Below are 15,122 nucleotides of genomic sequence, written 5' to 3'. Positions count from 1 at the left end.
ATGGAGAAAATAAAGATGAAGCAGTGGAAAACTTTTCGTTTAGAAATACTGCGCTGGATGACCATCCCTGCGCTAATGATCGGACTTTGCCTCTCTGTTAGTGCCGCACCAACTCCAGCGGCTCCTGTATCTTACGGTGTTGAAGCGGATGTGTATCATCCTGTACGTGCTGAACATGGCATGGTTGCGTCGCAGGATTCTCTCGCCACGCAGGTGGGTGTTGATATTCTTAAACAAGGTGGGAATGCCGTTGATGCTGCGGTGGCGGTGGGATTTGCACTAGCAGTAACCCATCCGCAGGCAGGTAATATCGGCGGTGGTGGCTTCATGATGCTGCGCACTAAAGACGGTAAAACTACGTCCATCGATTTCCGTGAAATGGCACCAGAAAAGGCCACGCGCGACATGTTCCTTGATAGCGCCGGCAATGCCGACAGTAAAAAATCCCTGACTTCTCATCTGGCATCAGGCACACCTGGCACCGTTGCGGGCTTCTCCATGGCACTGGAAAAATACGGCACCCTGCCACTCAATAAAGTCATCCAACCGGCCATCAAACTGGCGCAGGACGGATTTACCGTGAACGATGCACTGGCCGAAGACCTGAAAGTGTACGGTGCGGAAGTTCTCCCTAATCATCCAAACAGCAAAGCTATTTTCTGGAAAGCAGATGGCAATCCGCTGCAAAAAGGCGACAAACTGGTGCAAGCCAATCTTGCCAAAAGCCTGGAGATGATTGCTGAAAATGGCCCGGACGCTTTCTACAAAGGGGCTATCGCTGGCCAAATTGCTGAGGAAATGGCAAAAAATGGTGGGCTGATTAGCAAGGTCGATTTGGCAAATTACAAAGCTATTGAGCGTGCACCTATTAGCGGTGATTATCGTGGTTACCAGATTTTCTCCATGCCGCCGCCGTCTTCTGGCGGTATCCATATCGTCGAAATCCTTAATATTCTGGAAAACTTCGATCTTTCCAAATACGGTTTTGGTAGCGCCGATGCGATGCAACTCACCGCTGAAGCCGAAAAATACGCGTATGCCGATCGCTCGGAATATCTCGGCGACCCTGATTTTGTAAAAGTACCGTGGCAGGCGCTGACTAACAAAGCCTACGCCAAATCACTGGCAGAACAGATAGATATCAATAAAGCTCGACCGTCTAGTGAAATCAAACCGGGCAAGCTGGCGCCGTATGAAAGTAACCAGACCACACATTTCTCAGTAGTGGATAAAGACGGCAACGCCGTGGCGGTGACTTACACGCTCAACACCGTGTTCGGGACAGGCATTGTGGCGGGCAATACCGGCATTATCATGAACAACCAAATGGATGATTTCTCGGCCAAGCCTGGCGTGCCAAACGTGTATGGGCTGGTGGGTGGTGATGCAAACGCCGTTGGGCCGCATAAACGCCCGCTGTCGTCGATGTCGCCAACTATCGTGGTAAAAGACGGGAAAACCTGGCTGGTGACCGGCAGCCCTGGTGGTAGTCGAATTATTACAACTGTGCTGCAAATGGTAATGAACACTATCGATTATGGTATGAACGTCGCCGAAGCAACCAACGCACCACGCTTCCATCATCAATGGCTGCCTGATGAGTTGAGGGTCGAAAAAGGCTTTAGCCCGGATACGCTCAAACTTCTGAAAGGAAAAGGCCAAAAGGTAGAAGTGAAAGAGGCAATGGGGAGTACGCAAAGTATTATGGTTGGGCCGGATGGTGCACTGTATGGTGCGTCTGACCCACGTTCGGTGGATGATCTCACCGCAGGGTTTTAACAAGCTAATGGCCCTCATCTGAGGGCCATTAATTTAGAGTGGCTTAAATCGTGCCATAAAATACGCGTCCACAAACTGCCCGTTACGCAGCGCGTAGTCCTTCCCGGTGCCTTCAATTTCAAACCCGAATTTACGGTAAACCGCGATACCTGGTTCGTTATCGACAAACACCGTCAGCTCAATACGCTCAATGCGCAGCCAGTTATCACACAAGTCTACCATCGCGGCTAATAGCGCTGATGCTACTCCGCGGTTTCGGAAGTGTGCTGAAACACCGATACCGAAAGAGGCTACATGGCTACGGCGCGGGTTTGGTTCGACGGACACTACCAGATGGCCCGCAACCACATCATCAATACAAGCAACCAGATGTTTGCGGCCTGCATATGGATGCTTCATACGTTCCTCCCACATCTCGAGAGAAGGATGCGGAATTTGTAGCGTGTTGTGATAAACCTCTGGCTGGGCGTTAATCTGACGTAAAGCATCAAGATCTCTCAATTCAGCGTGGCGTATCGCAATATCGCTCATTCCTTTTCTCCTCAAGTGGTTAGGTAACCCCTTCAACATTATTGACTTTTTAGTTTTCGTCAACTGCCAATTTTTTCTAAAAAACAGTAGACAAGTGCGAATGATAATGATTATTATTGCCATGCGTTCAGGGGAGACCCCTACGGAGACAACCTGAAAGCACGACATTGCTCACATTGCTTCCAGTATTACTTTAGCCAGCCTAGTGCTGGCTTTTTTTTGCCCTTCTTATTTGAATTTGAAGCTGTAGCTGTGTTGGCTGCGCTCATTCACCCGAATCACTTACATAAGTAAGCTCATCGGGATTCACTCTCTTACCGCCTTGCTACAACTCCAACTCATTTAGGTAAACTGTTTGGGGTTTTCGTAGGGCGGATAAGCGCAGCGACATCCGCCAAAGACTGCAGTATGGTAATTGCAATTTAAAGTCAAAAGGACGAAGCAATGACCCTACACTGCGCTTTTATAGGTTTTGGCAAAAGTACCACTCGTTACCATCTTCCTTATGTGCTGGTACGCAAAGATAAATTCCACGTTGCGCATATCTTCCGCCGCCATGAAAAAGCGGAAATCGAACAGCAGCCACAATACAGTCACATTCATTTCACCAGCGCTCTGGATGACATCCTGAATGATCCGCAGGTCAAACTGGTGGTGGTTTGTACTCATCAGGACAGCCACTTCGAGTACGCGAAACGCGCGCTGGAAGCAGGCAAAAATGTGTTAGTGGAAAAACCGTTTACCCCAACGCTTGCTGAAGCCAAGGAACTGTTTGCGCTGGCTCGAGCCAAAGGGCTGACCGTTTCGCCATACCAGAATCGCCGTTTTGACTCCTGCTTCCTGACGATGAAAAAAGCCATCGAAAGCGGTAAGTTGGGCAAAATTGTGGAGATTGAAAGCCACTTTGATATGTATCGCCCGGAAGCTCCTACAGCACCTGGAACGTATGCAGACGGTGCGTTCTATGGTCTTGGCGTACATACCATGGACCAAATCATTTCGCTGTTTGGTCGCCCGAACAAAGTTGCCTACGACATTCGTAGCGTGCGTAATAAAGCCAATCCTGACGATACCTTCGAAGCGCAACTTTTCTACGGCGACCTGAAAGCCATCGTCAAAACCAGCCATCTGGTGAAAATCGACTACCCGAAATTCCAGGTTCACGGTACCAAAGGTTCCTTCATCAAGTATGGTATTGACCAGCAGGAAACCAGCCTGAAGGCTTACATCATGCCGGGCGAACCAGGCTTTGCAGCAGACAACAGCGTAGGCGTACTGGAGTATGTGAATGACGCAGGCGAAACCGTGCGTGAAGAGATGAAACCGGAGCAGGGCGACTACGGGCGTGTTTACGACGCGCTGTATGAAACCATTAATAATGGCAAGCCGAATTTCGTCAGTGAAATTGAAGCACTGACCAATCTTGAGATCCTCGAACGTGGTTTCGAACAAGCTTCACCTTCTGTTATAAGCCTCACCTAGCCTTTCAACGGCGCCTCAGACTCGTTCACTTTTTTTGAACAGAGGCGTCAATTTTCACCCTCTATGATCATTTCCGATTCAGGTACACACTTAGTCCCATCAAACGAATTACGGAGAAATGAAGATGATCTACTTAAGAAAAGCTGAAGAACGTGGTCACGCGAATCATGGTTGGTTGGATAGCTGGCACACTTTCTCTTTCGCCAACTATTACGATGCCAATTACATGGGTTTCTCGGCGTTACGTGTGATTAACGAAGACGTGGTGGAAGCGGGTGAAGGTTTTGGTACCCATCCACACAAAGACATGGAAATCCTGACTTATGTGCTGGAAGGTGCGGTTGCGCATCGGGACAGTATGGGCAATGAAGAAAAGGTGCCCGCAGGCGAATTCCAGATTATGAGCGCCGGTACGGGGATTACTCACTCCGAGTACAACCCAAGTAAAACTGAACGCCTGCGCTTGTATCAAATCTGGATCATCCCAGATAAAACAGGTATTACACCGCGTTACGATCAACGCCGTTTTGATGCGCCACAGGGCCGCCAACTGGTGCTCTCACCGGATGCTCGTGACGGTTCATTGAAAGTGAATCAGGATATGGAACTGTCGCGCTGGGCGTTGGCAAAAGACGAACAATCTGTTTATCAGATTCCGGCAGATAGACGTATCTGGGTTCAGGTGGTGAAAGGTGATGTGTCGATTAATGGCACTCAGGCAAAAACCAGCGATGCCGTTGCGGTATGGGATGAACAAGCGATTTCGATTCATGCAAATATCGAAAGTGAAGTGTTGCTGTTCGATTTACCGCCAGTCTAAGATTTTCCAATAGTTACCGGTCACAACCTTCTCCTTAAACAGGGGAAGGTTGTGCTTTGTCCGTGCTAAACTTGCGTGTCGATTGTTAACCCGCACAGCAGGACAATGAAAAAGAAAAGACCGGTATTACAGGACGTTGCAGACCGCGTTGGAATAACCAAAATGACGGTCAGTCGCTTTTTACGTAACCCTGACCAGGTTTCCGCCGCGTTACAGGTAAAAATTGCCGCAGCCCTCGATGAACTTGGCTACATTCCTAACCGCGCGCCAGACATCCTTTCCAATTCTACTAGCCGCGCAATTGGCGTGTTACTGCCTTCGCTGACCAACCAGGTTTTTGCGGAAGTGCTGCGTGGCGTTGAAAACGTTATCGATGCTTACGGCTACCAGACCATGCTTGCTCACTACGGCTATAAGCCCGAGCTGGAAGAAGAACGTCTGGAATCGATGCTTTCCTGGAATATTGACGGACTTATCCTCACTGAACGCACACATACCCCGCGCACCTTGAAAATGATTGAAGTGGCAGGGATCCCGGTTGTGGAATTAATGGACAGCATTTCACCGTGTCTCGACATTGCAGTAGGGTTTGATAACTTCGAAGCCGCACGCCAGATGACTGCCGCCATTATTGCGCGCGGCCACCGTCACGTCGCCTATCTTGGCGCTCGTCTCGACGAACGTACTGTGATTAAGAAAAAAGGCTATGAGCAAGCGATGCTTGATGCAGGGCTTGTGCCTTACAGCGTAATGGTTGAACAATCGTCTTCTTATTCCACTGGTATCGAACTGTTCCGTCAGGCGCGTCGTGAATATCCGCAACTTGATAGTATTTTCTGTACCAACGATGACTTAGCTATCGGTGCGGCGTTTGAATGCCAGCGGCAAGGGCTAAGTATTCCAAAAGATATGGCGATTGCGGGTTTCCACGGCCACGATATTGGCCAGGTCATGGAACCACGTCTTGCCAGCGTACTGACCCCGCGTGAACGCATGGGCCGCATTGGTGCCGAGCGTTTACTGGCAAGAATTCGTGGTGAAACCGTGACGCCACAAATGCTCGATCTTGGCTTTACGCTGGCTCCAGGCGGTTCAATTTAACCCCCAGGGTTCAGGTTGCAGCCGCGTTGGCTGCAACTCAGATTAATTACGGCACATTTTTTGATGTAGTTCACACTTATTCACTTTTTAAGTGAATGGTTATTGCTTATTGTGAAAGCTCTCCTGACAATGTTACCGATAACAGTTACCCGTAACAACTTACTGTGCCAGTCGGAGCTACGCTATGAGCACTACCAACCATGACCACCACATCTACGTCCTGATGGGCGTCTCTGGCAGCGGTAAATCTGCTGTTGCGAGCGAAGTTGCACATCAACTTAAAGCCGCGTTTCTTGACGGCGATTTCCTGCACCCACGTTGTAATATCATGAAAATGGCTTCCGGTGAGCCACTCAATGACGACGATCGCAAGCCGTGGTTGCAAGCATTAAACGATGCGGCTTTCGCCATGCAGCGTACTAACAAAGTATCCCTGATTGTCTGCTCAGCGCTGAAAAAGGTCTATCGCGACCAATTACGTGATGGTAACCCGAACCTCTCTTTCATCTACATGAAAGGGGCTTTTGAAGTTATCGAAAACCGTCTGAAAGCGCGTAAGGGCCACTTCTTCAAAACTCAAATGCTTGTCACCCAGTTTGAAACGCTGGAAGAACCAAATTCTGATGAACCTGATGTTCTGGTAGTGGATATTGACCAACCGCTTGAAGGCGTGGTGGCCAGCACTATTGATGTGATTAATAAAGGCAGTGCGCAGTGAGTACATTAACGCTTGTTTTAACAGCAGTAGGCTCGGTTTTGCTGCTGTTGTTTTTAGTAATGAAGGCACGTATGCATGCCTTCGTTGCTTTGATGGTGGTTTCAATTGGTGCAGGGATATTTTCCGGAATGCCGCTCGACAAAATCGCGGCAACGATGGAAAAAGGAATGGGCGGAACGTTGGGATTTCTGGCCATCGTTGTCGCGCTCGGCGCGATGTTTGGTAAAATTCTCCATGAAACCGGTGCGGTAGACCAAATCGCCGTCAAAATGCTCAAGTCCTTTGGCCACAGCCGCGCACATTATGCGATTGGCCTTGCGGGTTTGATATGCGCACTCCCTCTTTTCTTCGAAGTAGCTATTGTCCTGCTGATTAGCGTGGCCTTTTCTATGGCGCGCCACACAGGGACGAACCTCGTTAAATTGGTTATTCCTCTGTTTGCAGGTGTTGCTGCCGCTGCTGCATTTCTGCTGCCAGGGCCTGCACCAATGTTGCTGGCCTCGCAGATGCATGCCGATTTTGGTTGGATGATTTTGCTGGGCTTGTGTGCTGCGATTCCAAGCATGATTATCGCCGGGCCGATATTTGGTAACTTCATCAGCAAATATGTCGAACTGCATATTCCTGACGATATTACCGAACCGCACCTGGGCGAAGGTAAACTGCCTTCGTTTGGTTTCAGCCTGTCGTTGATCCTGCTGCCGCTCGTGCTGGTAGGGCTTAAAACTGTCGCTGCACGTTTCGTCGAGCAAGGTTCCACTTTGTACGAATGGCTCGAGTTCATCGGGCATCCCTTCACTGCGATTCTGGTGGCTTGCCTGGTTGCTATTTACGGGCTGGCGTATCGTCAGGGAATGGCGAAAGAGAAGGTCATGGAAATCTGCGGCCACGCGCTGCAACCGGCGGGTATTATCTTGCTGGTTATCGGCGCTGGTGGCGTGTTCAAACAAGTGCTGGTAGATTCCGGTGTTGGCCCGGCATTGGGTGAAGCGCTGACAGGTATGGGCTTGCCGATTGCTTTGACATGCTTCGTTTTGGCTGCTGCGGTTCGTATCATCCAGGGTTCCGCAACGGTTGCTTGTCTGACCGCAGTGGGTTTGGTGATGCCTGTTATCGAACAACTCAATTACAGTGGTGCACAAATGGCAGCCTTGTCGATTTGTATCGCTGGTGGTTCGATTGTGGTGAGCCATGTAAACGATGCGGGTTTCTGGCTGTTTGGTAAGTTTACAGGGGCAACCGAAGGGCAAACCCTGAAAACCTGGACCATGATGGAAACCATTCTCGGTACCACCGGTGCGATTGTTGGGATGATTGCCTTTACACTCCTGAGCTAAAAACTATTCTCACCTAAACCCTCTCCACGAAGGAGAGGGTTTTGAAAGCCTGATTTTTTCGTTTTAATGTGACTTTTGAGGGGGAGAGGGTTAAATCACTACAAGTGCTATTGTTTGTGATGCTTAACGCCAGTCAGTTTGTTAGAAATGATAGTTCAGGCGCAAAGTAATTTCTTGATAATCAGTTTTGAATTTCGGGTAAACGACACTACTACCTTCTGGATCGAACGCGTCACTTTCGCCCAAATCGGTATAGCGATACTCAAGCGCGGTTGAAAAATTATCGCTGAATTTCCATTCAACACCCGCGCCAACGTTATAACCCAAACGAACATCATCGCTTGTTGTTTTAAACGCGTTGCCGCAATCCTGAACAGCCGGGGCAGGATTAACAGAGCAACCCTTTGCAAGCTCCATTGATGCGACTGTTAAACCTGCCGTTACATATGGCAGCCAATTGCCAATTGCATAACCAGCCTTTAGATTTAAATTAAACGCCTGATTAATGTCTACCTCGTCATACCATGACGAATTAGAGGGATTGTTAAGCCCACCACTTATATTCGCGGCTGAAAATCCAGTCTCAACCCCTAAAACAATGTCATTATCCAGTTGCCAGTTATATCCCGCCTGAATGCCTCCTACTGTTCCGTCAATATCGCGCGGTGTTCCGTAGGGTTCTGTTTGGCCTGGGGAAATAGAAACATCCTGATTGTTTCCACTGGCATAACCTAAGTTACCGCCAATTAACCAGCCCTCAAAGGGTTTACCTGCTTGAGTAGTGGTAGCAAAGGTGGCGCCGGATGAAAGCAGTAGTACAGCCATTAATAGTGATTTACGCATTATCTTTCCTTAGTAGTCGTATATTTAAATTGAAATTAATATTCTTATTTTTGCTGCATATTTGTGCTGCATAACGGAAGCAGGTTAGATTTTTGTTCAATTTTATACTTGCGGTTTTTTATTCAATTTAATCACTTAAAGGTGTTGATAAATTTAAAGCGCGGCATTAGCTAATAAAAAAGCCCTCCGGGGTGGAGGGCTTATGGTTACGCTAGAGAGTGGGCTTTCCCGAATGAGTTATCCTTTCATCCACGCCCGAATCCCGTCCAGGAACATCTGTGTTGCCAGCATCACCAGCACAAGTCCCATCAGGCGTTCCAACGCATTCACACCCTTTTCGCCCAGCAGACGCAAGAACAGTGACGATTGCAGCAAAATAGCCACGGTTCCACCCCAGGCCAACAATAGGGCCGCGACTAAATGCCCCATCTGATTCGGATATTGGTGCGACATCAACATAAGCGTGGCGAGCAGTGTAGGGCCTGCTACCAGTGGAATCGCCAGCGGTACGATAAACGGTTCTTCACCCGCAGGTAGACCGGAAGCGTTACCTTCCTGGCTTGGGAAAATCATCTTAATAGCAATCAGGAACAAGATAATCCCGCCTGAAATTGACACGCTTTCCGCTCGCAGGTTAAGGAACGCGAGAATTTTTTCCCCGGTAAACAGAAAAATAAGCATGATGATCAACGCAATCAGCAACTCGCGGATCATGATGGCCCGGCGGCGTTTTGGCTCCGTGTGCTTGAGCACTGACATAAAAATCGGCAGGTTCCCCAACGGGTCCATAATCAGGATTAACAAAACTGCCGCAGAAATAATTTCGGTCATGAATGGTGGTCTCTAATAAGTTGTATTTCTAATAGCGTGCATATCATTGATTAATTTCACTTGCGACTTTGGCAGCATTTTGTAATGTGGACGGTAATTCTAATTAACACACACAATGCAAACCCCCGCAGGATTAGTCGCTATGAAAAATGTTGGTTTTATCGGTTGGCGCGGTATGGTCGGTTCCGTTCTCATGCAACGCATGGTTGAGGAGCGCGATTTTGACGCCATTCGTCCGGTTTTCTTCTCTACTTCTCAGTTAGGCCTCGCGGCCCCGTCTTTTGCAGGCCTGAATAATGGCACGCTGCAAGACGCATACGACCTGGAAGCGTTGAAGGCGTTGGACATTATCATTACCTGCCAGGGCGGCGATTATACCAACGAAATCTATCCAAAGCTTCGTGAAAGCGGCTGGGAAGGTTACTGGATTGATGCGGCCTCCTCACTGCGTATGAACGATGACGCGATTATCATCCTTGACCCGATTAATCAGCACGTTATCCAGGAAGGTTTGAACAAAGGTGTGAAGACCTTTGTGGGTGGTAACTGTACTGTCAGTCTGATGCTGATGTCGCTGGGCGGCCTGTTTGCAAACGACCTGGTTGACTGGATTTCTGTTGCGACTTACCAGGCGGCATCCGGTGGCGGCGCACGTCACATGCGTGAACTACTGAGCCAAATGGGCCTGTTGCATAACCATGTTGCCAGTGAATTAGCCAACCCTGCGTCAGCTATTCTGGACATCGAGCGCAAAGTTACCGATCTGACACGTAGCGGTCGCCTGCCAACTGATAATTTTGGCGTGCCATTAGCCGGCAGCCTGATCCCATGGATAGACAAACAGCTTGATAACGGCCAGACGCGTGAAGAGTGGAAAGGTCAGGCTGAGACGAACAAGATCCTCAATACCGGCACCATTATCCCGATTGATGGGTTATGTGTCCGCGTTGGCGCACTGCGCTGCCACAGCCAGGCGTTCACTATCAAACTGAAGAAAGATGTTTCTTTGCCAACTATTGAAGCGATGCTGGCCGGGCATAATGAGTGGGCGAAAGTCGTTCCGAACGAGCGTGATATTACTATGCGTGAACTGACCCCTGCGGCGGTAACCGGCACGCTTACTACACCGGTCGGGCGTTTGCGTAAACTGAATATGGGCCCTGAATACCTGTCAGCCTTCACCGTAGGTGACCAGTTGCTGTGGGGTGCTGCAGAACCGTTACGTAGAATGTTGCGCTTGCTCGCATAAGTACACTTAATTACATAAGGGGCATTGCAGCCCCTTTTTTTTCGCGTCATACATGGAGAGTATGACTGTCTTTCATTATTTATCGGGAGTAAAACAGCGCGTTGGCTATGCTTTATTCAGAATGGTGAAAACCATTGTGATGAGTTATTGGGCAGAGCAGCTTACAGGAGTTCCATTTCCGCTGCCTGTTGGGGTCAACTTTCACCTGAGCGTGTAAGCGTTGCGCCAGGATGAGACATAAAAAACAGGACGAATGCCATGTCTGTTCATCCAGAAAAAGACGTGATAAATGCGCTAATTGCAGGCCATTTCGCTGATCCTTTTTCCTTGCTGGGAATGCATAAAACCGAGGCCGGGCTGGAAGTTCGCGCTTTGTTACCGGATGCCACCGAAGTGTGGGTTATTGAACCCAAAACGGGTGGGAAGGTCGGTAAGCTTGATTGCATAGATTCACGTGGTTTCTTTTGTGGGGTTATCCCGCGCCGTAAAAATTTTTTCCGTTATCAGTTGGCTGTCATCTGGCACGGCCATGAAAATCTCATTGACGATCCTTACCGCTTTGGGCCGCTCATTCAGGAAATGGATAGTTGGTTATTATCCGAAGGCACGCATTTACGCCCCTATGAAACGCTCGGAGCACACGCCGACACAATGGATGGCGTCACAGGTACCCGTTTTTCAGTTTGGGCGCCCAATGCTCGCCGTGTCTCCGTTGTAGGCCAATTTAACTATTGGGATGGCCGTCGACATCCGATGCGTTTACGTCGTGAAAGCGGCATCTGGGAGCTTTTTATTCCCGGCGCTCACCCTGGGCAGTTATATAAATTTGAACTGATTGATGCCCATGGTCATTTGCGCCTGAAGGCCGATCCGTATGCGTTTGAGTCGCAAATGCGCCCTGAAACCGCATCACTAATCTGCGGGCTACCGGACAAAACCACGCTTAGTCCTGCGCGCCAACATGCAAACGGTTTCGACCAGCCGATTTCAATTTATGAAGTACACCTCGGCTCGTGGCGACGTCATGGGCACAATAATTTCTGGCTCAGCTATCGCGAACTGGCAGATCAACTGGTGCCTTACGTGAAAGAAATGGGCTTTACGCACCTCGAACTGTTGCCGATTAACGAGCACCCGTTTGATGGCAGTTGGGGCTACCAGCCACAAGGTTTATACGCACCAACACGGCGCTTCGGCACGCGAGAAGACTTCCGCTACTTTATTAATGCCGCGCATACAGCGGGTCTGAACGTACTGCTTGACTGGGTGCCGGGCCACTTCCCGACTGACGATGCTGGGCTTGCGAAATTCGATGGCACCGCGTTATACGAACATGGCGACCCGCGTGAAGGTTATCACCAGGACTGGAGCACGCTGATTTATAACTACGGTCGGCGTGAAGTCAGCAACTACCTGGTGGGTAACGCGTTGTACTGGATTGAACGTTTCGGCATTGACGGCTTACGTGTTGATGCTGTGGCGTCGATGATTTACCGCGACTACAGCCGCCAGCCAGGCGAATGGATACCTAATGATAAAGGCGGGCGTGAAAACCTCGAAGCTATCGAATTCCTGCGAAATACCAATCGGGTTATCGGCGAGCAAACGCCGGGTGCGGTGACCATGGCCGAAGAGTCTACTGATTTTGCTGGCGTGTCGCGTCCAGCCTCAATGGGTGGGCTGGGTTTCTGGTTTAAATGGAACCTTGGTTGGATGCACGACACGCTCGACTACATGAAGCTCGACCCAGTACACCGCCAGTACCATCACGACAAGATGACCTTTGGCATGCTGTACAACAGTACCGAAAACTTCGTACTACCGCTGTCGCACGATGAAGTCGTGCACGGTAAAAAATCCATTCTGGACAGAATGCCTGGCGATGCCTGGCAGAAGTTTGCCAACCTGCGTGCTTATTACGGCTGGATGTGGGCATTCCCGGGTAAAAAGCTGCTGTTTATGGGGAATGAGTTTGCACAAGGGCGGGAGTGGAACCACGACAGTAGTCTTGATTGGCATCTTCTGGAAGGTGGTGACAATTGGCACCACGGGGTGAAACGTCTGGTGCGCGATCTGAACAAAACCTATCGCCACCATGCTGCAATGCACGAACTGGATTTTGACAGCTATGGTTTTGAATGGCTGGTCGTTGAAGACAACATTAACTCCGTATTTATCTTTGTACGCCGGGATTCTAAGGGCAATGAAATCATTGTCGCGAGTAACTTTACACCAGTGCCACGCTACAACTATCGGTTTGGTATTAACCAACCGGGCCGCTGGCGAGAGGAACTGAATACCGACTCAATGCATTATCACGGTAGTAATACCGGGAATAGTGGGGTGGTACACAGTGATACGATTCCAAGCCACGGGCGCGAGCATTCCCTGAGCTTGACGTTGCCACCACTCTCCACCATCTGGCTGGTACGGGAGACTGAATGACGCAACTCAGCGCTGGCAACTCCACGCCGTATGGTTCGCACTATGACGGGAAAGGAGTGAACTTCACTCTATTTTCTGCGAATGCGCACAAAGTGGAATTGTGTATTTTCGACGAACATGGCCATGAGCAACGTTACGATTTACCCGTGCGAACCGGTGACATCTGGCATGGCTATTTACCCAACGCCAAACCGGGTTTGAAATATGGTTATCGCGTACATGGCCCGTGGGAACCGCAAAACGGTCATCGCTTTAACCCGGCCAAGCTGTTGCTTGATCCCTGTGCCCGCGTGGTGGTGGGGGGAGCTGATGACCACCCGCACCTGCACGGTGGTTACGATGAGCCGAATCTGGAAGATAGTGCCCCGCACATGGCGAAATGCGTGGTAGTGCAGGATAAATTCGACTGGGAAGATGATGTTCATCCACGTACTCCGTGGGGCGATACCGTTATTTACGAAGCGCATGTTCGGGGCCTGACACTGCTTCACCCTGGCATTCCGGAAGAGCTGCGTGGTACTTATGCCGCACTCGGCCATCCGGTGATGATTAACTACTTCAAAAGACTGGGAATAACTGCGCTGGAATTGCTGCCAGTGGCCCATTTTGTTACCGAGCCACGCATTGCCCATTTAGGGCTCAGCAACTATTGGGGCTATAACCCACGCGGGTTGTACGCCGTCGAAGGTTACTACGCGGTGAATCAAGACCCAATGACCGCCGCCAACGAACTGCGAAGTGCCATAAAAGCGCTGCATGAAGCGGGTATTGAGGTGATCCTCGATATCGTTCTCAACCACAGTGCTGAGCTAGACCGCGATGGTCCAACCCTCTCTCTGAGCGGAATCGACAACCGTAGCTATTATTGGTTAATGGACAATGGTGATTACCAGAACTGGACGGGGTGCGGTAATACGTTGAATTTGAGCACCCCTGGCGTCGTTGCTCAGATGGTGGATTGCCTGCGTTATTGGGTCGACAGCTACCATGTTGATGGTTTTCGCTTTGATTTAGCCTCGGTTATGGGGCGGACACCGGAATTCCGCCAGGATGCCCCATTGTTCGAAGCCATTAAAAACGATCCAGTTTTGTCACAGGTAAAATTGATTGCTGAACCGTGGGATATCGGCGCGGGTGGCTATCAGGTTGGGAATTTCCCACCGTTATTTGCTGAATGGAACGATCATTTTCGTGATGGCATGCGGCGTTTCTGGTTACGACAAGATTTATCGTTGGGGGGATTCGCTTGCCGCTTTGCCGGTTCCAGCGATGTATATCGTCGTGGAGAGCGTTGCCCTTCAACCAGTATCAACTTAATTACTGCCCATGACGGTTTCACGTTGCGTGATTGTGTCAGCTTCAATCAAAAACACAATGAAGCTAACGGCGAAGATAACCGTGATGGTACGGGTAATAACTACAGCAATAACTACGGTTTCGAAGGACTGGAAGCCTCGCTAAATATCAAAGAAAGACGGCGCGATAGTGTTCACGCCTTGCTTACATTGTTACTGCTTTCCCAGGGTACGCCGATGCTGTTGGCCGGTGACGAACATGGCCACAGCCAACACGGCAACAACAACGCCTATTGCCAGGACAACCAACTGACATGGCTTGACTGGGAACACTGTAACGATGGCTTAACCACTTTTACCGCGGCATTGATTCATCTACGCAAGACAATTCCGGCACTAACCCGGAATATCTGGTGGGAGGAAGGCGATGACAATGTTCGCTGGTGGAATAAAGAGGCTCAGCCTCTGAGTGCTGACGAGTGGGAGAACGGGGTTCATCGTTTGCAAATCCAGCTCTCAGAACGTTGGCTTATTACGATAAACGCAACCGAAGAAGTTGCCGACATCGTACTACCCGAAGGGGAGTGGCGTGCCATTCCTCCGTTTGCCGGTGAGGACAACCCGGTGGTAATGGCTGTATGGCATGGTCCTGCGCACGGAGTATGCGTATTCCAGAAGTCATAAAAAAGGA

12 protein-coding genes are annotated in these 15,122 nt (G+C 49.8%); 9 read left to right on the top strand and 3 right to left on the bottom strand.

Annotated features, from left to right (window positions below; all coding sequences use genetic code 11):
* Positions 1-15 precede the first annotated feature (15 nt).
* Positions 16-1,779 carry a gamma-glutamyltransferase gene (gene ggt, locus FH968_RS10455; RefSeq protein WP_189389068.1) on the top strand — a complete coding sequence of 588 codons (1,764 nt, stop codon included), beginning with the start codon at positions 16-18 and terminating at the stop codon, positions 1,777-1,779.
* A gap of 33 nt (positions 1,780-1,812) precedes the next feature.
* On the opposite strand, the gene yhhY is transcribed toward ggt, so the two are convergent.
* Positions 1,813-2,310 (bottom strand): N-acetyltransferase, encoded by a 498-nt coding sequence (gene yhhY / locus FH968_RS10450; protein ID WP_139879117.1) that lies wholly within the window; start codon positions 2,308-2,310, stop codon positions 1,813-1,815.
* A gap of 444 nt (positions 2,311-2,754) precedes the next feature.
* On the opposite strand from yhhY, the gene FH968_RS10445 reads away from it, so the two are divergent.
* The 5 genes from FH968_RS10445 (at position 2,755) to gntU (ending at position 7,768) form a co-directional block, all read left to right on the top strand.
* Positions 2,755-3,792 carry an oxidoreductase gene (locus FH968_RS10445; RefSeq protein WP_139879115.1) on the top strand — a complete coding sequence of 346 codons (1,038 nt, stop codon included), beginning with the start codon at positions 2,755-2,757 and terminating at the stop codon, positions 3,790-3,792.
* Between the two features lie 124 nt (positions 3,793-3,916).
* Positions 3,917-4,612 carry a pirin family protein gene (locus FH968_RS10440; RefSeq protein ID WP_139879112.1) on the top strand — a complete coding sequence of 232 codons (696 nt, stop codon included), beginning with the start codon at positions 3,917-3,919 and terminating at the stop codon, positions 4,610-4,612.
* Between the two features lie 105 nt (positions 4,613-4,717).
* Complete coding sequence (gntR, locus tag FH968_RS10435) at positions 4,718-5,713, top strand: gluconate operon transcriptional repressor GntR (protein ID WP_139879110.1); 996 nt, start codon at positions 4,718-4,720, stop codon at positions 5,711-5,713.
* 184 nt (positions 5,714-5,897) lie between these two features.
* A complete protein-coding gene (gene gntK / locus FH968_RS10430; protein WP_139879108.1) occupies positions 5,898-6,431 on the top strand; it encodes a gluconokinase in 534 nt (177 codons plus the stop codon).
* Complete coding sequence (gntU, locus tag FH968_RS10425; protein WP_139879106.1) at positions 6,428-7,768, top strand: gluconate transporter; 1,341 nt, start codon at positions 6,428-6,430, stop codon at positions 7,766-7,768. Before gntK ends, gntU begins: the two co-directional genes overlap by 4 nt.
* Before the next feature lie 141 nt (positions 7,769-7,909).
* On the opposite strand, the gene FH968_RS10420 is transcribed toward gntU, so the two are convergent.
* Positions 7,910-8,611 carry an outer membrane protein gene (locus FH968_RS10420; protein ID WP_139879104.1) on the bottom strand — a complete coding sequence of 234 codons (702 nt, stop codon included), beginning with the start codon at positions 8,609-8,611 and terminating at the stop codon, positions 7,910-7,912.
* 237 nt (positions 8,612-8,848) lie between these two features.
* Entirely contained in the window at positions 8,849-9,442 is a 594-nt protein-coding gene (locus tag FH968_RS10415) for a YhgN family NAAT transporter (protein WP_139879101.1), read from the bottom strand.
* A gap of 142 nt (positions 9,443-9,584) precedes the next feature.
* Between FH968_RS10415 and asd the strand changes: the two genes are divergently transcribed.
* From asd to glgX, 3 genes are all read left to right on the top strand, one after another.
* Positions 9,585-10,691, top strand: coding sequence for an aspartate-semialdehyde dehydrogenase (asd, locus tag FH968_RS10410; protein ID WP_139879099.1), 1,107 nt, complete (start codon positions 9,585-9,587; stop codon positions 10,689-10,691).
* A 258-nt stretch (positions 10,692-10,949) separates the two neighbouring features.
* Positions 10,950-13,136, top strand: coding sequence for a 1,4-alpha-glucan branching enzyme (gene glgB / locus FH968_RS10405; RefSeq protein WP_139879096.1), 2,187 nt, complete (start codon positions 10,950-10,952; stop codon positions 13,134-13,136).
* Positions 13,133-15,115, top strand: coding sequence for a glycogen debranching protein GlgX (glgX, locus tag FH968_RS10400; protein ID WP_139879094.1), 1,983 nt, complete (start codon positions 13,133-13,135; stop codon positions 15,113-15,115). Before glgB ends, glgX begins: the two co-directional genes overlap by 4 nt.
* Positions 15,116-15,122 lie beyond the last annotated feature (7 nt).

It is taken from the genome of Buttiauxella sp. B2 (genome assembly GCF_006376615.1).
Classification (GTDB): domain Bacteria; phylum Pseudomonadota; class Gammaproteobacteria; order Enterobacterales; family Enterobacteriaceae; genus Buttiauxella.
Note: the sequence above shows the minus strand (reverse complement) of the source record. Positions and strands in the feature narration are given on the sequence as shown.

Excerpts from the sequence above, each read along its gene's own strand:
- ggt (WP_189389068.1), top strand. The coding sequence starts at position 16 with ATGAAGCAGTGGAAAACTTTTCGTTTAGAAATACTGCGCTGGATGACC.
- yhhY (WP_139879117.1), bottom strand. The coding sequence starts at position 2,310 with ATGAGCGATATTGCGATACGCCACGCTGAATTGAGAGATCTTGATGCT.
- FH968_RS10445 (WP_139879115.1), top strand. The coding sequence starts at position 2,755 with ATGACCCTACACTGCGCTTTTATAGGTTTTGGCAAAAGTACCACTCGT.
- FH968_RS10440 (WP_139879112.1), top strand. The coding sequence starts at position 3,917 with ATGATCTACTTAAGAAAAGCTGAAGAACGTGGTCACGCGAATCATGGT.
- gntR (WP_139879110.1), top strand. The coding sequence starts at position 4,718 with ATGAAAAAGAAAAGACCGGTATTACAGGACGTTGCAGACCGCGTTGGA.
- gntK (WP_139879108.1), top strand. The coding sequence starts at position 5,898 with ATGAGCACTACCAACCATGACCACCACATCTACGTCCTGATGGGCGTC.
- FH968_RS10420 (WP_139879104.1), bottom strand. The coding sequence starts at position 8,611 with ATGCGTAAATCACTATTAATGGCTGTACTACTGCTTTCATCCGGCGCC.
- FH968_RS10415 (WP_139879101.1), bottom strand. The coding sequence starts at position 9,442 with ATGACCGAAATTATTTCTGCGGCAGTTTTGTTAATCCTGATTATGGAC.
- asd (WP_139879099.1), top strand. The coding sequence starts at position 9,585 with ATGAAAAATGTTGGTTTTATCGGTTGGCGCGGTATGGTCGGTTCCGTT.
- glgB (WP_139879096.1), top strand. The coding sequence starts at position 10,950 with ATGTCTGTTCATCCAGAAAAAGACGTGATAAATGCGCTAATTGCAGGC.
- glgX (WP_139879094.1), top strand. The coding sequence starts at position 13,133 with ATGACGCAACTCAGCGCTGGCAACTCCACGCCGTATGGTTCGCACTAT.